Genomic DNA, 20,340 nt, shown 5'->3' with positions numbered 1-20,340 from the left:
ATCCTCTCAATCCCCCGAATTGGCATACAGGGTTCCGCCACCATGCCGACGGCGGAACATCCGCGTCCGGGCGGCGGCGCATCCCTCATTGTAAAGGCCGTTGTGCATGGCCGCGCCCTGGGCGTCCGTCCACTCTATCCGGGCGCCGCTCATGCTCTTGAGCCGGGCCAGCGCCCCGTGGACGATGACATCTCCCCACGCTTCCATGATTTCCGCCGGAAGCGTGGCGGCCGTTCTGGCCGGGCGCGCCGTCGCCTCAATGGTGGCCACGGCGTCGCTCTGCGGCGTAAAACGCAACACAATGTCATAGGGCGACGGAACATAGTCCGCGCGGTCGAGGCGCCGTCCGTCGAGATACAGGTCCAACACATCAACCAGCACGGTATCGCGGGGCGTGGCCACGGCAATCCGGCATTCACCAGCCAAGACGCTTTCCGCCAGTACCATGCTCCAGGCCCCCGTCTCCTTGCAGAAATCGCCCGCCACCATCTGCACGGCGTCAAAGGCCATGCTACGGGGGCAGGGCAGCACCTGCGGCAGGATACGGGGCAAAAGCCCATCCATGCGCTCCATGCGCGTATCGAACGTCATGCGCCGCCTCCGGGAACTGCGGAGCTTTTGGCCTTGGGCCACGCGCCGTCCACCTGCGTTTTGATGCCGAGCAGCGAGCCGTACATCTGCATGTGATACGCGGCCTTCCCGGCGTTGCTGCTCTCGTTGTCGCCGGACAGGACGGACGCCAGCATGTGATGCACCAGCGCCTGCGCATAGTCGTCGGGTACGCCCATATCCTGGTCCGGACTGACAATGACGGTGGGTGGCGCGCTGTACGTCGCCTCCACCCAGACATCCACGTTCTCCGGCACGCCGGGGTAGACGTAGTAGACAGCCTTGTTGGTCAGGCGGTCATAGGCGTAGTTTTCCACCATCTCGCCCACCCGGCCCGGGTCGGCCCAGGCCAGCAGTACATCCGGAGATGCCGACACGATGGCCGGGCCGGGCGTTTCACCGTCCCGCCCCAGATTCCGCACCAGTTCAATCAACATGGTCGCGTCCCTGCTGGCCTCGTGCGGCCTGCGCCGTGGCAGACATTGCCGCATCCCCGGTTCAAGGCGGATGGGTTCAGTGACCGCCGTAATGTCGGGACGCTGCATGGAGACGGCCCGCAGGGCGGCATTGAGGAAGTCCAGCAGACCGATGCGCCCGTCGTCTCCACCCTCCCACGGCCAACGGCTTTCAAGCCCCGGCTCCAAGTCCTGCAAGGCCCCGGACACCAGTCGCAACACTTCGGCGGCGCGCATCGTTATCCTTGCGCAAGTTCGCCCGTCGCCGGGTCGATATGGCCGAGCACGCGGTAGGAAAAGCGTTGTGCCGGTTGAAAGACGATTCTGATTTGGCCTCCTTCATCCACTTCTTCCGGCACCTGCTCCACGGCCAGGTCGAGCACGTCAAGAACGCCCTGCGGCACATCCACGGGCTTGTCGCGCACAATGAGATACTCGCGACCGTTCACGCCCACGGTGACAGGGCAGCGGTCCTGCGGGTCTTTGCCGCTGGCGATGACGATCCGCACTTTGCGCTGTGAACGGAGCTGGCGCCGGATGGCCTCCTCCTGCCGCGAGACTTCCGCATCAAGGGCGTCCGACTGCTCCTTAAGTTTCGCTTCGGCCGCCTCGGCTTCCTCTTTGGCGGCACGGGCCTCGGCTTCGGCTTTACGGACCAGGGTTCTGGCCGCCTCGGCTTCCTCTTTGGCGGCCGCGTTTTCGGCTTTGAGCCGTTCCAGTTCAGCCTTCAGCGCGTCCGCGCTGGCCGTGTTGGCGGTCTGCGCCGCTTGCTTGGGATCAGCCATGGGTTATCTCCTCTAGACCTTGGACACGGCCACTTCGGCGCGCGCCATGTAGAAATCGTACAAAATGATGGCGGCGTGGTATGCCTTCCAGCCGATGGTCCCACGCTGCCCCAGCGGGTCACCGCCGCGCGGCTGGCCGGGATTCAGAACCATGGGGGTAATGGGCGAGGCGCCATTTTTGCTGCGCGCAAGAGGAATGTTGCCGAAGGCGTTTTTCCCGAAAAAGAGCACCGGATACACATCCGCGCACGCGCCTTCATTGGATTCCACAGGTTTCCCGGCGGCGGGGGCGGCCCCGGCGTCCAGCCACGGGTCGAGTACCGTCGTGCAGCAGTAACGCACGCCTTCCACACTGCCGATTTCACCGTCCATTGGCTTGTAGCTGCCGTATTTTTCGACAGGGACGAAACCGGGCATTTCCCGGATGTCCGCCTCACAGTCGGTATGGCAGACGGCAAGATACGAGGGCGCGATGGGAGACGTGCCGAAATTCGGCGAGGCGTTCACCACGCTGGTAAGAGGCATGGCAAGCTGGCGCTTGAGCCCCCGCATAACGCGGCGTTGCAAAGCCAGGGTCAGCGGCTGGTTCACACCCGCGCGGCTGGTGGCGATGACGCCGCCGGTTTCGCCGCTGAAATGGACGTTGGTCCCGGCCTGCAAGACGCCAATGGTCACCCGCTCCAGCATGATGCCGGACTGCTCACCCAGAATGTCGGAAAATTCGGGGATGAGCGGGTCTTCGTGGGTGTCGGCCAGAACGTCCGTCAGTTCGACGTAATCGCCGTATTGAGCGATGCTCACCTCAAGATCGCGGAATGTGGGCTTGGAAGCGGCGGGGGTCACGCCTTCGGTCAGCGGCTTAGGCTGATTGGGAAGATGCAGATACCCACGAAACTTCATCACCTTACCCGCGTTTTTGGGCAGGGGCTTGGCTTGGCCGAGCCGCGAGACAATCAGCAAGGGCTGAGCGCGCTTGAGCAGTTCCTTTGAAAAATATCCCGCCGTTCTGGGCGAGATGTCGCCAGTGGTCGTCATGGGCATGGGTTAAAACCTCATTTTGGACGGGTTATTGATTGGCGTTCCACCCGGCATCGAAATCGTCCTTGTCTCCGACGCCGGTCGGCGCGACAGGCGCGCCTCGTCCGGGAACAGCAAGCGCGCCGGTGGGGTCGGGCTGTTTGCGCCCGCCTCCCCGCTCGCGCTCAAATCTGGTGAGCAGCGCGGACACCTGGGCGGGGTCGCGCCCGTTCCGGGCTACCTCCATAAGCTGGGCGGCCTCCGCATACGGCTTGGCGGCTATCCAGTCGAAAACATCCTGCTGATACTTGGCGGCCTCGGCCTTGCGACCGGGGTCGGCAAGCATGGCGGCGTAATCGGGATGGTCCCGCGCAAACATGGCCTTGAACGCCGCATTGTGCGCCTCCCGCGCCTGCTCAAACCGGGCCGTTTCGGCTTCGCGCCGGGCCTGGGCCTGCTGGCGCTGGTACAAAACCTGCTCCGCCCTGTCCTGCGCCAGCTCCGCGCCATACTGTTCGAGCCGTGCCCGGACGCTGGCGCCTTCCGGCGAGTCTTCCAGGGCCAGAGCCGCCGCGTCGGGGTTCAGCGTTTTCAGCGTTTCCAGCTCGCCCGTGATTTCTTCCGGCACATCCACCGTCTTTACCGGAGCGGGGGCCGGAGTCGGTTGAGGCGCGGACTGAGGAGTGGTTTCCGGCTCGTAACCGCGAAACTCCGTCCCGGAGGGAGCCGGGTCCACCTGCGGCGTGGCGGGAGGCGTCTCCGCCGTATCAGCCTGCGGCCGTTCCTCCGGCCGCAGGTTTTCACCTGCGGGCTGTTCCTGCTGTTTCGCAGGGCCCGTATCCCGTCCTTCGTCTTCCCCGCCCAGCCCGAATCCTTCGTCGAACTGGGTTTCGGCCTGTTCCTCGGTCTGCGTTTCGGGCCGGGCCTGGGCCGCTGTCTCATCCTGCAACTGACTCATGTGAAACCCCCTATCCCGCGTTGCGCGGGGTTATGGCGGCAAGCAGGTTCCGGGCTCCAGCGGCCCGGCCTTGCGCCCGCCAGATAGCAATGTTGCCGCTCGCCGATTCCAGTTCTTCCTGGGCCTCGGCTATCTCTGCTTCCAACAAGTCTGTCAGGTCCGTGTACAGCCCTTGACCGTGCGCTTTTTGCAGCGCGCACGCCGCGTCCGCTCTACGGACGCGAATATCCGTCTTCATACCGCTACTCCTTCCGGCTGTGCGGCCGGGATTCCCGCCTGTCCCCCACTGGCCGCCTGCGCGAGCTGGGCCAGCAAGAGCAACACCTGTTGCTGTATCTGCTCCGACGTCATGCCCTGGCGCTGTAACTGTTCCATCAAGGCTTCGGTCTGGGCTTGCGCCTGGGCCTTGGCCTGTGCCCGCATCTGCTGCTCTACGTACTGCTTGGCCTCTTCCTCGTTGCGCAGAATGCGCTCCGCTGGCAGGTCGGTCTGTTCGAGAGCCACTTCCAACAATTTTGCCGCGCGGATGTATGGCGCAAAGTCTTGGATGCCCATGTAGCTGATGAGAGCTGGAACCTGCTGGGCGCGGACCTCTTTGGCAATCATGCTCTGGCTGCCGGAGGCCACCACCTCGAAGTCTCCCTTGATGTCTTCGCGGGGATTCCACTGCATATTCCATCGGAACATGGCGCGGATGAACGGCGCGACAATGCAGTCGTCAAAGTCCTTGATGTGGTCCTTGAGCAAAATGTTGGCCGCCCCCATGAGCATGGACAGTCCTGACGCGGTTTTTCCGGCTCCGGCAATGTTGCCGTCACCCTGGTTGAAACGCGGTGTGCTCACTTCGTCCGCGCCTTGCTGCCAGAAATTGGCGAGCGCCAGATTGTGTTCGATGGCCGAGGGCACCGTCACGGCCTGGAACGCCTGCGAAAGGTTCACCCCAGACTTGTTGAACAAGAAAAATCTGTTGGCCTGCATCTCAAGCGGGTCTTCATCGGGAGCCAGGTAGGCCATGTTGATGCCGTAGACGGGGCCGGACGAGGCCCCGGCGTTGTCCTGCATGGCGCGCACGGACGCATTGATGCCAGCCTGCGGAGCCCTCAGTTGGTAGGCGATGCCCTCGGGCCAGAAAGATGTGTCGTCCTGTTGGTACGGATAAAAAAAATACGGAATGTCCACGCCTTCCAGAGGGTTGACCATCGCCTTGATGATGTTGTCGCCCAGAAGCCAGACATTGGAAGAGTAGACATTGCTCTGCTGTTCCTCGCTGATGTCCGCTCCTGCGGCGGCCAGTTCATGGCCAGATAGGAAACCCCAACGCTCATACACGCGGTAACGGTTTTTCAGCAGGGCGCCGCCACCCAGATTGTCTTCATTCAGGTCACGAATCTGGCTTTCCCATGCGCTCAACTGCGCGTCGCCGTCCGGGTTCTCCTGGATGTACTTCTTGACGTTCTGGCCGTTGAATCCTGGAAAGTTGGCCAGCTCCAGCAAATCCTTGTCCGTCATCATGTGCACTTGCCAGACGTAACGGAGTTCTGCGGGCAGACGAGCGCCGGGATCGGGAAAAATATCCCAGACAGAGACGGCCTCGTGATACGGCCGCAGGTCCGTGGAAAACACCTGTTCGCTCCAGACCGTGTTGCCGTTTTCGTCCTTGGTCGGCGCAAAGCGTTTTGTTTCCACGCGCTCCACGAGCGGCCCCTTGAGCACGCCCATGCCGTACAGGCAGGCGCTTTTCACCACAGACCGGCAGTTCTGCTGCAACGAAGGCCGCCGCTGGCCGTTGGCGTTGCATTCGCGGAGCTGGTCATCAATCACCCGCTCCATGGCCGTGGCCCTGTCCTTAGCAATCCTTACCCTGGCTGATGTGGTATCCACCTGTTGAAATGCCTGTTGAAACGCCTCGGCCATGAGGTTTTGGGCGGCCCACATATCCGGAACCGTGTTCTGTGCCTGCAATCCCTGCATGGTCTGCCCCATGATTTGCTCTGCGGCCGCGCTGATTTCGTCCTGCATCTCCTGCATGACAACATCGTCGGGCAACATGGGGTCCGGCGTGGGCTCAATCGCCCAATTCTTCACGCGCTGCGGAAACAGCAGGTCCATAAGGCGCGCGGTCATGGTGTTGATTTTGGCCGTGGTCATCCGGTAGTAGACCTTGGCCCGCTTGGTTTTTTTGAGCCGTGCGAGCACCTCCGGCGCGTACATGCCGCGGTACTGCCGCAAGTCCTCCAGCCAGCGTAGATTGACCATGCCCCGGGCGCGCTCGGCCTCGTCGTACTCGGCGCGGAGCTGTACGGCCAGAGCGCCGGTGTCCAGAGGCGGCCGTCCGGCGCGCGCTTCCTGTTCCGTCTGCTCTTCAAGGCTGGGGGAAAGGTAGGACATGGCATCTCTCACAGGCCCAAAAATTTGAAAATAATCGCGGGCATTGCCGATCCGACAATACCGGCTCCGGCTATCCATCCCGCCTGCCAGACCGCGCGCCTCTCCAAAACGCCGAGACGTTTGCCGTGATCCTTGACCTGAGTGGTGATGGCCTCGTCAAAACGAATGATGAGGGCGTCAACTTTGGCTTCCAGGCGCGCGATACTCGCGGCCGTGTTCAAGTCATGCTCGGAAAGTTCGCGGTCCACGGTCACGCTAAAACCCCATGCCGAACAGCGCGGAAACGGCCAGCCATATTTCCTTGCCCATGCTGGGCGGCAGGGTCAGGTCGGGCCAGTAGGTGATGAGTATGGGCCGGGCGACGGCCTCCCATGCAACCAGGACACATAGCAGGTACATCATGAGCTTGCGCGGGGTCATGCGCCCGCCGCTGGTCCGCTCCGTTTCCGCGTTGATTTCCAGGTTCTTTTCCTGGAGCTTGGCCCGGTCGGGAAAAATCTTGTCCAACGCCTTGCCGCCGATGCCGAACAAGGACTTGAGCAGGTCGAACATCAGGCAATCTCCTTGAGCAACCGGCCTTCGACAGCACGCCGCTCGGAATATTGCGTAAACCCGGTACACAACTCTTCGGCGGCGGCCTGCCAGTCCCTGCGGACCAGATGACCCCACGTCTTGGGCATTTTGGAGGCGTAGCCCGTGCCACGCTGGTACAACACGGAAAAGATGGCGGCCTGTGCCTGCCAGGGCAGAGAAGCAAAGGCCCCAGCCCCGGCGTCGCGGGCATAGCGGGCGCTGATAAGCTGGTAGTGGTGGCGGTGTATGCAATCGTCCAGCATGTCCGCCTCAGCTTGGGAGATGGCAAGACCGCCGACGCGGTGAAAGACTTTCACGGCGTCCTTGTCCTTTTTGCCCAGAAAGGGAGAAAACAGGCTGATAACAGCAGCATCAACGCCAATTTTGCGGAGCGTTGCGGCGTCGGTCTGCCCCAGGTCAACTCCGGTGGCGATGGTCACACCGGAAACGCCGATGGGGTCATGCGTGCCGTAGGCGTCATGCCCGGTGCAATTCAGATTGCGCCCGGCATTATTGCCATCGAGGATGTGGCTCGGGATATACCCTTGCAGGCGCTGCGGCCCTTCGATTCCGGGACGGCGGAGAAAATTTTGAATCCTGGTCAAATTTGCGGGCATAACGCTACACTCCCGTTTTGCCGGGAACGTAGCATGGGGATTTCGGCTAGGGCACACGCGGGCGTATCGAGGGCATATCAAGGGCGTATCGCGGGAGGGGGTTGACAGGGTTTTCAGGACTTGACTTTGTAGCCCAATGGGCTACATTTAGCACATGCAAGATGCCCCCATGACCGTGGTCGAGATGCCGACCTTCCTCCGGAACGCCAAAGGCCATCTCAACGAGGATGAGCGCGCATCGCTTGTCCTGTACCTCGCATCAAATCCGGAATGTGGAGATGTGATGCCGGGTACCGGCGGTGTACGCAAAGTGCGCTGGGCACGAGAGGGGGGTGGAAAGAGCGGCGGTTATCGTGTTATTTTTTATTATTACAATGAAACGATACCGTTATTTGCCCTTGCGTTGTATGCAAAAAACGAAAAAATCAACCTAACCCAGGCAGAATGCAATGAAATGACTCAACTTGTCAGGATATTGCAAAAGTATGGGAGGGAATTATGAGCGGAAAACGTATTATAGACGGTCTGCGTGAAGCGGTGGAATATATGGACGGAAAGGCGGACAAATCATGCTACAAGGTCCATGAAATTGTGCCTGTTCGGCCGCCTGAACACGTTGATGTAAGGGCAATCAGAAATGTCATGGGCCTCACACAAGCCATGTTTGCCGCACAGTTCGGATTTTCCATCAATACCCTCAGAAATTGGGAACAGGGCAAACGCAGACCTGACCCGGCCGTCCGCGCGTATCTCCGGGTCATTGAAAAAGCGCCGGACACCGTGCGGGCGGCCTTGGCGGGCTGACAGAACTCAGGGGCCGGGGGACAATTCCCCGGCCTGTCCTTTACCGAGCGACTCACGCCAGAGCTGTAAGCGTACCGCTTCGGCGCTGTACCGCGCATTTCTCTTGCTCCCCTCCACGGCAATGGGGGCGCCACAGGCCGCCCAACGACGCACAACTTTCGCGCCGACGCCCATTTCTTCACAGATTTCCCGCATACTCTTCAGGATTTTCGGGGTATACGACACACCATTGACACGCTCCATCAGTAGCCCCCTAGCTCGTCGGCAGGCCCCCCGTAGAGTTTGGTGCGTTCGCCCCAATCCGGCCATGGGTCAACGTCGATTTCCGCGAGCGCGAAACACAAGGCTGCCGCGCCTGGGAAGTCCGTGGGCTTTTTGGTCATGTCCTCCGCCTGCAACTTGGCGATTTCATCGGCTCCCGTGCAGGCGTCACCCAAGAACAGGGTCTTTTCACTCTTTGTACGACGCTGGACCAGAGCATGGTAAAAGGGCAGCAGCCCCTCACCCCGGCCCTTCCACCCTTGCGGATCACCGTATTGCAGGAGCGGGCGGCGAAGTCTGCGCAGGTTGTCGTTCACATCGTCCAGCAGGTACGCCCGATTGTCCGCCATCGGCGTGGACCAGTACCTGACCAGCCAATCCTCTGTCATGCGGGCCATCTGGGACACCAACACCGACACGTCGTCGCTCCGGACCTCTTCCAGTCTGTGCACATCGTGCCTGCGGGCGCCCAAGACGTTCTGGCGGGAGCGCGTCTCCCCCAGCACCACAAGGCAGCCTGGCCGCTCCCCGCAGGGCCACACCAGAGAGCCGACAGTGCGCCGGAAGGCCATGCCTGTGGCCGCCTCCTTGAAATACCGCTCTCCGGTAATCAAGTCTCTCAAAAGTCTAATCCTTGCCATGCCGCCTCCTATGACAGGTCCATGCCCTGGGACACGCCGCCCCCTGCCTGCAAAAATTCGTTGAGCGCGTCCACTGTCACATCCACTTGGTCATCGTGCTTGTGGGTCATGGCCGGGGAAAACGCGGCCAACTCGCCCAGATAGGCCGCAAGCCACGGGGCGGACTCGGGCACAAACAGCCTACCGGCCCGGATGAACGGCAGCACGTCATTGACGCGACTCACCTTGTCCGTGCTGCGCTGCACGGCAATGATGGGCATGTCCAGCAACGCCTCATCACGCCGTAAACTCTGAATCAAGCCCGTACCACTGGCCTTGTCCTCAATCAGTACGCCGCGGACTTTGAGCGTTGACGGCCGCCGTGGCCGATGCCGGTCCAGAAAGACAGCCGCAGCCGTCAGCAGGTCCGGGGCCTCCCATTTGTCGCGCGCCACGTCCAGCAGGTAGACATCCAGCCCGGTGAACCCCCATAGCGACAAGACGGAGTAGTCGTTGCGCTCGCCCGTCTTGAGCGCGGTGTCCATGACAAAGAGCAGAGTGTGCAACGTGTCCGGTGGACTCGCGTAATGCTGTATCCAGTCCGTCTTGATCATGGCGCCGCCGGGCGGCGTCGGCCGCTGCTGCACCTGGGCGTAAAACGTGTAGGGGTCACGCTCCCGCAAGTCCCGCATGGAGGCGAGGCTGTCCTTGTCCTCCCAATAGCTGCGCTCCCCCGGCGTCCCCTCGTCCTGTACGCCCTGAATTTCCAAGTGCTCAAACCCGGCTGCAAAGTCTCCGGCCAGGGCGTGACCGGCCGGGTCGTCCTCGTGCAGGCGCTGCATGATCAGGATAATGGGCGTGTGCTCGGAGCTGGCCCGGCGGCTGCGGATGGTGCCGGTGAGCTTGCGATTTGCCGCGTCCCGCCTGGCTTTGCTCCAGATATCGTCAGCCTTGAGGGGGTCATCGATGAGAATCGCGCCGGAGAATCCCGGCCGGATGTACCCGGCCCGGAACCCGGTTACCTGCCCGCCGGTGGACGTGGCGTAGACGCCCCCGGCCGTGCGGCCATACACGTCGATGTTCCAGCGGTTTTTGGCGCGCGTATCCCTGCGGATGACTCGTGGCCACAGGGCTTGATACTCCTCAAGCTCAATGATCTCCTTGGTGGTGGCACTATTGAGCGCCGCCAACTCCCCGGAGCCGGACAGATGCAGAAAGCGGCAGTAGGGCGAGCGGGCAAAACACCACGCCATGAAATGGATCACGCACAGCTCGGTTTTTGTGCCTCCTGGCGGCATGGTCACTAGCAAGTTGTGGATTTCGCCGCGATACACGGCCATGAGGGCGTCGGTAATGCGCTCATGGTGCCAGTTGACCAGGAAAGGCTGGGCCATGCGCGCGCGGAACATGATGGCCGTGAACGTGAGCAGGTCGGCCTCGCAGGAGCGGCGAATTTCGTCGCGCTCGGCCTGTGTAGCCTTGGCGAACAGCATCAGGCGTCATCTCCCTCCAGGGCGCCGCGCAGCACGGCGCGTACGGCCCCCTCGGGCGTTGGGGGAGCCGGAGGGGTTGAAACTGCCTCGGCGGCCGCCCCGGCCTGGGCCTGCTGATTCACGGTGACGGTGGTCTGCTGGGCCGGGGCCTGCTGCGCGGGCGCAAGGTTTTTGCGCGCGCGGGAAAGCGTCTCGATGTCCGCCGCCCTGGTGGCCTGGCTGGCGAGCGTGATGGCCTTGGTTGCCAGAGCCACGTCCAGGGACGCCAGCATCCCCTCGGCCTGCAGGCGCTCCTGCACCACGCTTTGCAAGGTGTGCCGGAAACGCAACGGCAGGTCTTGCGTTTGCGTTTCAACCGCCGCGAGTTCCTTGACCGCCGCGACTTTCCGCTCCGCGAGGTCTTGCATTTTGCCTTGGACCCAGCCCTCGGCCCGTGCCCGCCTGGAAACGCTGGACGTGGCCACGTCAAAACGCTTGGCCACATCGCCCAGACTCACGCCGCGGACTTCGTACTCGGCCCGGGCCTGCTCCCATTGGTCAGCGGTCAGCCGGGCCACGTCGCGCCTCCCTCTCAAATCTGGCCTGCCTCGCCTCGGAGCATGACGGGCACCTATGTGCGCCCCGGTCCACGGTCCAGCCCGCGTGTTTGAGCGCCCGCCATACAGCGGACCAGTTGCCCTCGCCGCCCGCCACTTTGCCGCAATCGTCGCATTTCGCGCCGGTGATTCTGCTCATATCGCTTCGCCTCCCGCCACTTCGCGTACACACACCTCCCAATGGCCCACCTCGCCGTACCGTTTCTCACTGGCCGTGCGGACAACCTGCCGGTCGTCGCCCCAAAAGTTCAGACGTGTCATGGCGTCTTTCAACTGCTTGGTCAGGTTGTCGAGGTCCGGCTTTTTGGTGTGATGGACCCACCCTCGCAGCATGGCCGCCCGCTCTTTTTTGCTCACGCTTTTCGGCGGCGGGAATACGGCCCGGAACTCCAACACCACGGCCCCCACCATGGGCGCTGTCGGTGCATGGGGCGCCAGCAGAGCATCAAGGGTCTGCTCGGCCGCTCGCTGGGGGCCGGACTTGTACGTCATGCTGTGACCGTTGACCACGCCGTGCCGGGCGCGGGCCTGGGCCGTGGGAATGGTATTCAGTGTAAACGCAATCATCGCCATTCCTCCCTGCAGGCGTCCAACACCTTTTTCTCCGCATCCGTCGCATCCCGTAATCCGTTCTCCAGTTTACTCAGCACAACCACTCCCAAGCCGGTCAGCACGCTTAACTCCATCAACGTCAGCTTGGCGGCCAGCCTCCACGCTCTCAACTCCCATGCCCACCGCGATGGTTCAGGCAGGCGGATGTCCGGCATTTCCACGCACTCGCCCTGTATACCGGTCCCATGGCAATGATCGCAGCCCTCCCCGCCGCAGACCGAGCATTCTCTATCAACGAATACCAATGCCATACTCACGCTCCTATCTGCTTTTTGCTTTCGTCCAGGGCCATCAGCCCGCCGGACAAGGTCATGCCCACGCGCACAAATCCGCCACGGGTTTGTGCGATGGCCCTCTGGACCCCTGCGGCCCCCATGACCAGCACGTCCGCTTTGCCGTCTGCCTGAGTCCACAGGTCCACAAATTCACGGCGCTTGAGGTCCAGATACCGCGTTTCCCACGCGCACACGGCCCGCCAACCGCCCATAACGCACACAACATGGGCCGTTGTCGGGTGCATATCCTCCGGAGGGGCGTAAGAGCCGCAGCGGGCTACGTCTTCCTGCAAGCGGGTCCATTCCGCCGCCGCCTTGAGTCCCGTGGCTTGCGGCCCGGCCCCCATCACCTCCTCGATGGCCTCACGCAGCACCGCGAACGGGGGCATAGTCTTATAGGCGTAGGTTTCAATCACCCGCACGGCTCCCGCCTCCACCGGTTCCGGCGGATACGGTCGCAGCAGACGGAGCCAGATTTTCAACAGGTCCGCCGAAAATTCTTTGCCGAAATTTTCCGCGATACCGCCGATGGCCGCCGTCTTGCGCTCCAGGTCAGTTGCCATTGTCCGCCTCCATTTCCGCGAGTACCCGCATGGCCGTCGCCTCGTTGCGCTCCGTCACCGTCTGGCCGGGAGGGGCCAGGGGCGACGCGCGGGCGGCGGGCCGAGGCATCATGCGCCACCATTCTTCCCGGAAAAACTTGGCGAGGCCGGGGGCCTTGCCTGCGAGCCACTCGCCATCATGCTGGGAAAGGCGGTCGATGGCTGCGTAGATGGCAGACTGCCCCGGCCACTGGCGTGTGGCGTGGAGCGTGAGATATTCCTGCCATCCCGTTTTAGGCGCTTCCTGACGGCCATGCGCGTTGTAGTAAAGCCGAAGCTCTTGAAATTCGATGCTAGGTGCGTTTTCCGCATTGGGAGATTCGGTATATTCCCCATTCCCCCCACCCACAGAGGGCGCGGGCGCGCGATCAGCCTGAGAGTTAGAAGGGTGTTGGTTTAAGATATCTTCTACTTCCTCTTCCCTTTCCTCTTCCTTTACTTCAAGGGGTATGCCTATGGTATCCATACCGTTTGATAGGGTATCAATATGCCTTGATACCCTATCGCTACCCCTTGGTATGGTATCGTCAGAAGGTAAAGGGGCATCAGCAGGACGCGATACACTATCCATGAGGTATGGGTATTGTTCGATAATGGCCTTATAAAACAGAGCGGATTCGACGCGGGGGAGTAGTTTTCTGAGGCCAGCAATAATTTTTGAAGACGTGGAAGTCTGATTCTTGATGAAGTTTCGCATCCAGATAGCTTCCCCATCGCGCAGGATTTTTTTGTCCTTCTCAAACCTCGATAACACTTCTTCAATTACGGCATTATCCAGACCTGTTTCAAACACCATTCTTCTTCGGGAAACATTGAGGATGCCCAAGTTATTGGCGTAAGGACAGGTGAACAGATAGATATACAAAAGTTTCTCTTGAGGTTTCTCAAGAGTTTCAGTGTACGGGTCTGTCCAGTACGACATTCTTACCGTGCGATATTCAGCCATGGTAGGCTCCGATATTATTGACTTCACCATGATTTTGGAGCATGATAAATTCCTCTCTTGGAGGCTTTTGCCTCTTTGTTTTACTGCCCCTCGGATGGCCCTCCGGGGGGCTCCTTTTTGTTCAGGCGAGTTCCAGACCTTTCACCCGAAGCCAGTACAGCCGCCCCTTGCCCCGGCCTGTGGGCGTGGACACATGGATGATGTAGGACTCATGGTCGCGCGCAAGCCCGAAGTCCCCCATGAAAGACGCCCCGGTCTCTTGATGGGCCGCCGTAAAGGCTTCGCGGGGATGGCCGTAAGCCGCCACAACGCGGACCACAGTGCCGCATTTCTCCTTGTCGTAGCCACCGGACGTAGACACCCATCGAACCTTGTCACCGACATTGAACGTCATGCCTCTTCCTTCTGCGGCGTCTGGTTCAGCCGCCATTCTTTCTTGGTGATGAAATACTCCAGAGTTTCTTGTCGGTCGGGCACATACAGTTCCACAGCGTTGCCCAGAATGCGGCGCACCACGGCGCAGGCCGGAACCCCATCTATCGCCAAATCCCACAGCGAGTTTTCGCATTTCTGGCGGCTCGAATAGTAAAGCCAGGCATTGCGAGGGACGCAGGGGCGCAGGCGTTCGACAAGCGGACGTGCTCCCTGCTTTGCCATCGCTTCTTTGACTCGCTCCCATGTCGTGTAGCCGCATTCCTCCGGACGCTGCGGCTTGATTTTGCACTTCAAGGCCACAATCTGGATGTCATGCATGGAGAGTCTCCTTTGCGTTCGGATAGGCGCACCATTCCCCGGAATCGTCTTGCTCCAGATGGAATTCGGAGAGGACGCCTTGCGCGGCCAGCTCGATAATTCGGCCCGCTGCGGCTTTCGGAGATGCCCAGTGTGTGGGAACCTTTTGGACAAGAGTTTTGACTTTGATGCCCGGCCAGTTCCGCACCATCTCCGTGAGGTCGATGATGGTGCCGCGGTAGTGGGTCAGCTTCGGAGCGCCTGCACACCCGGCACAGCCGTCCGTATGGGCATGGTACTTTGGGCGCAAGAATGGTTTCCAGACCTCAACCTTTGCGTGGCGGTTCATGGGCACCCAACAATCCACAGGTCCATGAGTCATAGGGTGGCCAGATTCGATTTCAGTCATGCCAAGCAAACGGACGCCACAAGCCTTGAAAATTTTGGCTTCATCATCCCATACTGATATCCAGCCAGGGACCACGGCATAGACGTAATGCGCGTAAGGGAGCCATCCTTTTGCCTGTAGCAAAAGCTCAAAGTTCACTCTGAGCTTGCACTCGATAGCAATGAAAAGTGGCCGCTGAACAGCAAGAATATCAAGGGTCCGTCCGCCCATCTTAAGCTGAACTTCTTGATAACACTGCCAACCGTAGGCGTTCAAAACAGTGATGACGCGGGCGGCGAGTTCCTGTTCGGACATCTTTGCCTTTTTCATGCCGATGCCTCCCGCCGCAAAATCGCCCGTTCAATCCTTTCCCCAATCCACCGCATGACCTTCGTCGGCATACTGTTCCCCACAGCCTTGTACCGGGGACCGTCGGGGCATTCCTCAGCCGAACGCCCACGCCACGCAATGCGCGTGTAGTCGTCGGGTATTCCCTGGAGACGCTCGCTCTCTACTGGGATGAGGCGGCGCACCTGCATCTGTTTGGTCATAATCTGTAGGCTATGAGACCTGCCTCCACCTGGATTTTGCTGGCAATATGCCTGCTCTTCCTGGCATTCGAGCGCCCGGCCACTTGCCCGTCCACGTTCGGTGAAAGCAATGGCCTGTACCTCGGCTTGCGCTTCAAGGGTGTACGCCAGGCCGGATGTTGGATTTTCGCGGAGAGCCCCAGCATGTAAGGTCACGCACAAATTTTCATGGCTGTCTTGGGGCCTTGCCCGCAGGGGGCCTATTTCGGGACGCCAAACACCAGCACCGGATGTGCTGTAGACGGAATCGGCCCCACGGATGGGGTCGTGGGCGGTGACTGGAGTAGCTACCGGCCCGCAGATTAGATTGTGGTGTTCATCTCCTGCTGGCCCGGACATGCCCTTGCTCCATTTGCACGAGATTGCCTGCTGCTCCTGTCCACCCAGAAGGGCAACACAGGTCTCTTGGCCTTGATTCCGCCCTACAGGGTGGCTGATTTCTCCTGAAACGTCCGGGTCTTGTGATCCATGGAAGGCAATAATGGTTGGAGGGTGAGCCCGTGCGGAAACAGCATGGCATGGAGCCCCCGGCTTGGGATTGCTGCCGTTGTGAGGACTGGTGATTTGCGTTGTGTCATAGGCAATCACAGTCGGCCCACGATCAGCGCAGGGCGAAGCATCCGCCCCTTCGCTTGTCAGGGCCGCCGCGACATCGCCGTACTGTGAGATGTAAAATCCGGCTTGGGCCTTATTGTCGTCAGGCCCGCCGCTTCCAAGACTGCGGGTCAGGGATTGGCATACCTCTACGCAGGCGCCGGGGGCTGTTCCCGCCCCGCGACTTCTTCCAAGGCTCGCCTCAACGGTTCCGGCAATGTTCTCCCCCGTTTCGCGGCTCGGCGGAGTATCCCGGCGCACGCCGTCGAACTCAAAAAGTATTTCTGCGGGATTGAGCCCGTTTCGAGGACACGCGACAACGTAGACACGGCGGCGGCGTTGGGCCAAGCCGAAATATTGGGCGTCCAACACCCGCCATGCGATTGAGCGTCGGGGTCCAAGCACATAACCAGCGTTCGGCCATTTTCCCGGCCTTGCAGGGACCAGTGGCCCGTCACTCCCAGCAAGTCCGCCCAGGAAACACCCGAAGGCGTTGTCTTTTGAAGACAGGACTCCGGGTACGTTTTCCCAGACGACAGCGACAGAAGGCTCAATTGCATCGGCAAGCTCCACGAATTTGAGGGTAAGGTTGCCCCGTTCATCAGACAATCCGAGTCGAAGCCCGGCCACGGAATATGACTGGCAAGGAGTGCCCGCGACCAGAACATCAACGAGGCCGCGGTAGGCCTTGCCGTCAACGCAGGTCATATCGCCAAGGTTGGGCACGCCTGGGTAATGGTGGGCCAGCACGGCGGACGGAAACGGGTCGATTTCACAAAAAGCCACCGGAACCCAGCCCAGGGGGGTCCAAGCGAGGCTTGCGGCCTCAATCCCGCTGCATCCGGAGAAGTAACGCAGGGTCATGCCGCACCCCCCTGATATTTGGGCCAAGGAACAGTTTTGAAGATGGCCTTGTGATTGCACCATCTTGCGAGGCGTCGCAGATTTTGGGCAGGAACGCTTTTTGAGCCTGGTTCGCGGTAAGGCTGGGCAAACGGGTCTACGCCCAAGCTGCGCAAAAACTCGATGCGCTCCAGGGCATCTGGTACGTCCTTGACCAAGACGTAGCAGGAAAAATTGTATTTTTTACCTCCGTGCCGACGTATGGAGGTCACGGCTCTTTCAACGGCGGGCATTTGAGATTTGTGGTCACAAGCCAGACGGATGCTTTTTAGCCAGTGTACCCGCGAAAGCAGGCTGGCAAGGACATCGTCCGCAGCGATGAGCCGCGCATCCAGACCCTGATTGCAGTCAATCCTGAGCCCCAAGTCGATACTGTGTTCGAGCTGCGAGACACCGTGAGGATGGGCCAGGATGTTATTATCCATTAGTATGACATCGCGGCAACCCGACCTGAGGAACTCCTCCAGTTCCGCATGGGCATGAATCGTCCCCTCTTTTCCTGGCACGATGCACCACGGGCAGGTGCGAATACAGCCGCGCGTGGTGAACCCCAGGCTTGCCTGGAATGCCGGGTACAGGCTGTAATCCGGCATGATGTGCTCCACGTCATCCGGCAAGTTCGAGCCAGGGCCGTACCCCGTGCCGCCCCGAATCACGCCGCGAGGAAGGTTTGGTTCATCCGGGGTGAACGAGAAGACCTTGGAGGAATACACACGGTCATAGCTGTCGTTCATGAGGGGAATAAACCGTTCGACGGTATCCCCCTGTGCCCGATGCCACGCGGAGAGCTTCATCAACGGCAAATTCGGAAACCGTGTGCGGTCAGAATCGTGGAGAGCGACTTTCACACCCGTCCCCTTGTCGCTTTCCAGTCCCACCAGGACGGGGCGGCCTCCGCTCTATGCCGCATGTGTGGCGGCAGTTGCCAGTCCGGTACAAACAAAGCCTTGAACTGTGCCGGGCCGAACACCTTTACCTCGCCGGTTTCCGCGTCAATGACCTCCCAATCCGATCTCGCGTTGCCGAATTGACGGCAGTAGACCACCCGCGACGTGTGGAGGGAAACGGCTTTTTGATAAGATGGAGCGGTCATATCGCGCGCTCCAATTGCAGGAGGCTGGCCTGTTTGGGGGCCTGGGCCTTCATTTCCGCTTCCGCAATTCTATCGGATGCCATTGCCACATAATCGGGATTCAATTCGATGCCGAGGTAACGCCGAGCCCCTTCCACGCAGACCACGCCGACAGTACCCGCTCCGAAAAACGGATCGAGCACCACGCCGCCCGCTGGGCATCCGGCCAGGACGCAGGGACGAATCAGGGCCGGGGGAAAAGTTGCAAAGTGGGCATCTGGGAAAGGATGCGTGGCGACGCTCCACACGGAGCGTCGGCTGCGGGTATAGGGGGGGTAGGTTATTTCCCCACGCCCTTGGTTTCCGCCTTTGGTGTCAACGCCGGGGCGGACGGAGTGGCGCTTTACCGCTCGTGTCCGGTTCCCTTTGTGGGTGGGTTGTCCTGGGGGCTGATAACCGCCCTGTCCGGTGTAGTCGTGCTTGTTGCTGGCGACAGCAGGCTCCCGCACGGCCTCATGGTCGTAGTAATAGCGCTCAGACTTGGAAAAGAGAAAAAGGTACTCGTGTGCGCGCGTGGGCCTGTCCCGCACACTTTCCGGCATGGGGTTAGGCTTCGCCCATATACAATCGCAACGCAGATACCAGCCCGCATCTTGCAGCGCGAAGGCTACTCGCCAGGGGATACCGGCCATGTCCTTATTCTTGAGGCCGTCCGCCCCAACAGAAGTGGGACGCATGTTTTCACGGTATCCGTTTTTGTCGGAAGGCGCTGCGGATCCATGGGCCATTTTGTTGCCATGGTACCCGATGTAGGAATCGCCCAGGTTGAGCCACAGCGTGCCGTCAGCACGGAGTACGCGATGAACTTCATGAAAAATCGGAAGCAGCGCGGCAACATATTCCCGTGGTGTTGCCTCAAGACCGATTTGCCCCGGTACGCCATAATCACGCAGGCCCCAATACGGAGGCGAGGTGACGCAGCACTGCACGGACTGGTCCGGCAGCGTGCGGAGTACGGCCAGGGCGTCGCCGGTGAGGATATCTCCGAAAGCGGTTATTTCATCCATCACCAAAACCTCCACCAGGGCCGCTTGGCTTTCGGGCGTACACTCAGCAACACATCGCACTCGGTTCTGTCCGCGCATTGCGCGACGTGCTGCAACATGGCCATGACAGCCCGACAATCTCCGATTACGTCTCCCATGAGCCCACGCACATCACGGGCGCAGGCCGGGTCAATGCCGCCGTCCTCGCTGTCGGCCAAGCGCCGCTGTACGTCGCCCAGGGACGCGGCCACACGCGCCACGGCGGTCAACACCTCCGCCCGGCTCCGGGCCGGGGGAACCCCTTCCGCCGTTCGGCCAAGCTGCGCTTGCTGCCACTGGATCAGGACTGTGTTGTGCATGGCGCGGCAGAGGTCCGGAATACGATCAAGGCCCGGCGCATAGTCGTCACCGCGTTGCAGGTAACGCCGTATGACCGCAGCGCTCGTCCCGATAGCCGCAGCTATTTCCTCTGCTGTCAGGCCGGACACGTCCTTGGCATGGCGCATGGCCTCTGTGGCCGTCATGTTCTGGTAGTCGGGCATGGTGTAGTTCCTCAAATCTTTGCAGGGTTACGCAACCGCACCTTCGGCCTACGCTTCTTCAAGCGAATCACTGGAATTGCTTACCGACTGCTCTTGAGAAGCGACGGCTTTGGCCTTGAGGACTATGAGCTCAGCCGTGCGTTTAGGAATGTGGGCACGCCCATTGCGAAGGGCACAATAGTGGTCACGAGTCATGCCCAAATAGCTAGCTGCAGCCCCATGCGTTCCAAGCTTGTCTCTGAGGATATCAAAGGCGGAGTTGAGATTCGGGTCCATGTGAGCCTCCTGAGGTTAATGGTACGAGTATTTCTCGTATTATTCAATACCAAAAAACACGCATTGATTTTGAGTGCTCCTCAAGTAGGGTGTTTTCATGGATAATCTAGATTTTGAGAGGGCCATGGTGACCACGCTCATAGAAATTATCGAGAGCCGTGGCCTGAAACATGACCCAACAGCACAGAAAGCATGGCCCTATAAAAAGGCGGCTGGTCGAACATGGCAAGCCGTTCGGTCTGAGCAGACCGGCCAGAGGCTTACGATAAGGGACGCCCATGCCTTGGCACAATTCCTTGGTGTCAGCATGTCGCAACTTTGTGCACTGGTTGAAAGCAAGGAACTCCAAAAGCAGGTCGAAGATAAAAATTTTAAAAGAATCGGAGGGGTGGTCGTTCTCCAAAAAACTGGGCAGCTACCAAAATATGAAACATTGCTCTGCCCAGAATGCAAAGAGCCACTAGCAGAAACCGATGGCACCTATGTTTGCCCTCGTTGTAAACACAGCGTGAATAAGCTTCAAGCTGATGAAGCGGTGACAAGGGACAAATCTCGATACGGTGTGCGGTAGTCTTTAGATATTAAG

Annotated in this window: 29 protein-coding genes; 3 read left to right on the top strand and 26 right to left on the bottom strand. The window is 60.4% G+C overall.

The window, feature by feature from the left end:
• Positions 1–6: 6 nt before the first annotated feature.
• Genes HMPREF1022_RS14430 through HMPREF1022_RS14385 form a run of 10 tightly spaced genes read right to left on the bottom strand, consistent with a single transcriptional unit; the run spans position 7 to position 7,402 of the window.
• Positions 7–591: a hypothetical protein gene (locus HMPREF1022_RS14430; RefSeq protein WP_009303714.1), complete on the bottom strand. Its 585-nt coding sequence runs from the start codon at positions 589–591 to the stop codon at positions 7–9.
• Positions 588–1,301 carry a phage adaptor protein gene (locus HMPREF1022_RS14425; protein ID WP_009303713.1) on the bottom strand — a complete coding sequence of 238 codons (714 nt, stop codon included), beginning with the start codon at positions 1,299–1,301 and terminating at the stop codon, positions 588–590. Before HMPREF1022_RS14425 ends, HMPREF1022_RS14430 begins: the two co-directional genes overlap by 4 nt.
• A gap of 2 nt (positions 1,302–1,303) precedes the next feature.
• Positions 1,304–1,849, bottom strand: coding sequence for a hypothetical protein (locus HMPREF1022_RS14420; RefSeq protein WP_009303712.1), 546 nt, complete (start codon positions 1,847–1,849; stop codon positions 1,304–1,306).
• Positions 1,850–1,861: 12 nt separating this feature from the next.
• Positions 1,862–2,890: a N4-gp56 family major capsid protein gene (locus HMPREF1022_RS14415; protein WP_009303711.1), complete on the bottom strand. Its 1,029-nt coding sequence runs from the start codon at positions 2,888–2,890 to the stop codon at positions 1,862–1,864.
• A 25-nt stretch (positions 2,891–2,915) separates the two neighbouring features.
• Positions 2,916–3,824, bottom strand: coding sequence for a hypothetical protein (locus HMPREF1022_RS14410; RefSeq protein WP_009303710.1), 909 nt, complete (start codon positions 3,822–3,824; stop codon positions 2,916–2,918).
• A 10-nt stretch (positions 3,825–3,834) separates the two neighbouring features.
• Complete coding sequence (locus HMPREF1022_RS14405; RefSeq protein WP_009303709.1) at positions 3,835–4,062, bottom strand: hypothetical protein; 228 nt, start codon at positions 4,060–4,062, stop codon at positions 3,835–3,837.
• Complete coding sequence (locus HMPREF1022_RS14400) at positions 4,059–6,212, bottom strand: hypothetical protein (RefSeq protein WP_009303708.1); 2,154 nt, start codon at positions 6,210–6,212, stop codon at positions 4,059–4,061. The genes HMPREF1022_RS14405 and HMPREF1022_RS14400 overlap by 4 nt, the downstream gene beginning before the upstream one ends.
• Positions 6,213–6,220: 8 nt before the next feature.
• Positions 6,221–6,460, bottom strand: a complete 240-nt coding sequence (locus tag HMPREF1022_RS14395; RefSeq protein ID WP_232221616.1) for a hypothetical protein — start codon at positions 6,458–6,460, stop codon at positions 6,221–6,223.
• A gap of 7 nt (positions 6,461–6,467) precedes the next feature.
• Entirely contained in the window at positions 6,468–6,764 is a 297-nt protein-coding gene (locus HMPREF1022_RS14390; RefSeq protein WP_009303706.1) for a hypothetical protein, read from the bottom strand.
• Positions 6,764–7,402: a pesticin C-terminus-like muramidase gene (locus HMPREF1022_RS14385; RefSeq protein WP_009303705.1), complete on the bottom strand. Its 639-nt coding sequence runs from the start codon at positions 7,400–7,402 to the stop codon at positions 6,764–6,766. Before HMPREF1022_RS14385 ends, HMPREF1022_RS14390 begins: the two co-directional genes overlap by 1 nt.
• A gap of 169 nt (positions 7,403–7,571) precedes the next feature.
• Here HMPREF1022_RS14385 and HMPREF1022_RS14380 point away from each other — a divergent pair, with 169 nt between their 5' ends.
• Both HMPREF1022_RS14380 and HMPREF1022_RS14375 read left to right on the top strand, forming a co-directional pair.
• The gene (locus HMPREF1022_RS14380; protein WP_035061986.1) at positions 7,572–7,904 is read left to right on the top strand and encodes a type II toxin-antitoxin system RelE/ParE family toxin; all 333 of its coding nucleotides are present in this window, start codon (positions 7,572–7,574) and stop codon (positions 7,902–7,904) included.
• Positions 7,901–8,206: a helix-turn-helix domain-containing protein gene (locus HMPREF1022_RS14375; protein ID WP_009303704.1), complete on the top strand. Its 306-nt coding sequence runs from the start codon at positions 7,901–7,903 to the stop codon at positions 8,204–8,206. The genes HMPREF1022_RS14380 and HMPREF1022_RS14375 overlap by 4 nt, the downstream gene beginning before the upstream one ends.
• Positions 8,207–8,212: 6 nt before the next feature.
• Here the strand turns inward: HMPREF1022_RS14375 and HMPREF1022_RS14370 are convergent, their stop codons facing one another.
• From HMPREF1022_RS14370 to HMPREF1022_RS14290, 16 genes are all read right to left on the bottom strand, one after another.
• Positions 8,213–8,449, bottom strand: a complete 237-nt coding sequence (locus HMPREF1022_RS14370) for a hypothetical protein (RefSeq protein ID WP_009303703.1) — start codon at positions 8,447–8,449, stop codon at positions 8,213–8,215.
• Entirely contained in the window at positions 8,449–9,108 is a 660-nt protein-coding gene (locus HMPREF1022_RS14365; protein WP_009303702.1) for a hypothetical protein, read from the bottom strand. The genes HMPREF1022_RS14370 and HMPREF1022_RS14365 overlap by 1 nt, the downstream gene beginning before the upstream one ends.
• 8 nt (positions 9,109–9,116) lie before the next feature.
• Complete coding sequence (gene terL, locus HMPREF1022_RS14360; protein ID WP_009303701.1) at positions 9,117–10,580, bottom strand: phage terminase large subunit; 1,464 nt, start codon at positions 10,578–10,580, stop codon at positions 9,117–9,119.
• Complete coding sequence (locus HMPREF1022_RS14355; protein ID WP_009303700.1) at positions 10,580–11,137, bottom strand: hypothetical protein; 558 nt, start codon at positions 11,135–11,137, stop codon at positions 10,580–10,582. Before HMPREF1022_RS14355 ends, terL begins: the two co-directional genes overlap by 1 nt.
• Positions 11,138–11,311: 174 nt before the next feature.
• Positions 11,312–11,743 (bottom strand): RusA family crossover junction endodeoxyribonuclease, encoded by a 432-nt coding sequence (locus HMPREF1022_RS14350; RefSeq protein WP_009303696.1) that lies wholly within the window; start codon positions 11,741–11,743, stop codon positions 11,312–11,314.
• Positions 11,740–12,039, bottom strand: a complete 300-nt coding sequence (locus HMPREF1022_RS14345) for a helix-turn-helix domain-containing protein (protein ID WP_009303694.1) — start codon at positions 12,037–12,039, stop codon at positions 11,740–11,742. The genes HMPREF1022_RS14350 and HMPREF1022_RS14345 overlap by 4 nt, the downstream gene beginning before the upstream one ends.
• A 2-nt stretch (positions 12,040–12,041) precedes the next feature.
• Positions 12,042–12,626: a hypothetical protein gene (locus HMPREF1022_RS14340; protein ID WP_009303693.1), complete on the bottom strand. Its 585-nt coding sequence runs from the start codon at positions 12,624–12,626 to the stop codon at positions 12,042–12,044.
• Complete coding sequence (locus HMPREF1022_RS14335) at positions 12,616–13,611, bottom strand: hypothetical protein (RefSeq protein ID WP_009303691.1); 996 nt, start codon at positions 13,609–13,611, stop codon at positions 12,616–12,618. Before HMPREF1022_RS14335 ends, HMPREF1022_RS14340 begins: the two co-directional genes overlap by 11 nt.
• Positions 13,612–13,732: 121 nt before the next feature.
• Positions 13,733–13,972 carry a hypothetical protein gene (locus HMPREF1022_RS14330; RefSeq protein ID WP_156803004.1) on the bottom strand — a complete coding sequence of 80 codons (240 nt, stop codon included), beginning with the start codon at positions 13,970–13,972 and terminating at the stop codon, positions 13,733–13,735.
• A 29-nt stretch (positions 13,973–14,001) separates the two neighbouring features.
• Complete coding sequence (locus tag HMPREF1022_RS14325) at positions 14,002–14,364, bottom strand: hypothetical protein (protein ID WP_009303687.1); 363 nt, start codon at positions 14,362–14,364, stop codon at positions 14,002–14,004.
• On the bottom strand, positions 14,357–15,061 hold the full coding sequence (locus HMPREF1022_RS14320) for a hypothetical protein (RefSeq protein ID WP_009303685.1): 705 nt from the start codon (positions 15,059–15,061) through the stop codon (positions 14,357–14,359). The genes HMPREF1022_RS14325 and HMPREF1022_RS14320 overlap by 8 nt, the downstream gene beginning before the upstream one ends.
• Positions 15,058–16,779 carry a DNA cytosine methyltransferase gene (locus tag HMPREF1022_RS18975; RefSeq protein WP_009303683.1) on the bottom strand — a complete coding sequence of 574 codons (1,722 nt, stop codon included), beginning with the start codon at positions 16,777–16,779 and terminating at the stop codon, positions 15,058–15,060. The genes HMPREF1022_RS14320 and HMPREF1022_RS18975 overlap by 4 nt, the downstream gene beginning before the upstream one ends.
• The gene (locus HMPREF1022_RS14310) at positions 16,776–17,666 is read right to left on the bottom strand and encodes a hypothetical protein (RefSeq protein ID WP_035061868.1); all 891 of its coding nucleotides are present in this window, start codon (positions 17,664–17,666) and stop codon (positions 16,776–16,778) included. Before HMPREF1022_RS14310 ends, HMPREF1022_RS18975 begins: the two co-directional genes overlap by 4 nt.
• Positions 17,667–17,907: 241 nt before the next feature.
• Positions 17,908–18,957 (bottom strand): DNA-methyltransferase, encoded by a 1,050-nt coding sequence (locus HMPREF1022_RS14300; RefSeq protein WP_009303677.1) that lies wholly within the window; start codon positions 18,955–18,957, stop codon positions 17,908–17,910.
• Positions 18,957–19,478 (bottom strand): phage regulatory CII family protein, encoded by a 522-nt coding sequence (locus tag HMPREF1022_RS14295; protein ID WP_009303675.1) that lies wholly within the window; start codon positions 19,476–19,478, stop codon positions 18,957–18,959. Before HMPREF1022_RS14295 ends, HMPREF1022_RS14300 begins: the two co-directional genes overlap by 1 nt.
• Before the next feature lie 48 nt (positions 19,479–19,526).
• Positions 19,527–19,754, bottom strand: coding sequence for a hypothetical protein (locus HMPREF1022_RS14290; protein WP_009303673.1), 228 nt, complete (start codon positions 19,752–19,754; stop codon positions 19,527–19,529).
• Positions 19,755–19,851: 97 nt separating this feature from the next.
• On the opposite strand from HMPREF1022_RS14290, the gene HMPREF1022_RS14285 reads away from it, so the two are divergent.
• Positions 19,852–20,325: a hypothetical protein gene (locus HMPREF1022_RS14285; protein ID WP_035061865.1), complete on the top strand. Its 474-nt coding sequence runs from the start codon at positions 19,852–19,854 to the stop codon at positions 20,323–20,325.
• Positions 20,326–20,340 lie beyond the last annotated feature (15 nt).

The sequence above is a fragment of the Desulfovibrio sp. 6_1_46AFAA genome, assembly GCF_000224635.1.
Taxonomy (GTDB): Bacteria; Desulfobacterota; Desulfovibrionia; order Desulfovibrionales; family Desulfovibrionaceae; genus Desulfovibrio; species Desulfovibrio fairfieldensis.
This window is presented reverse-complemented; position numbering and strand designations above follow the sequence as displayed.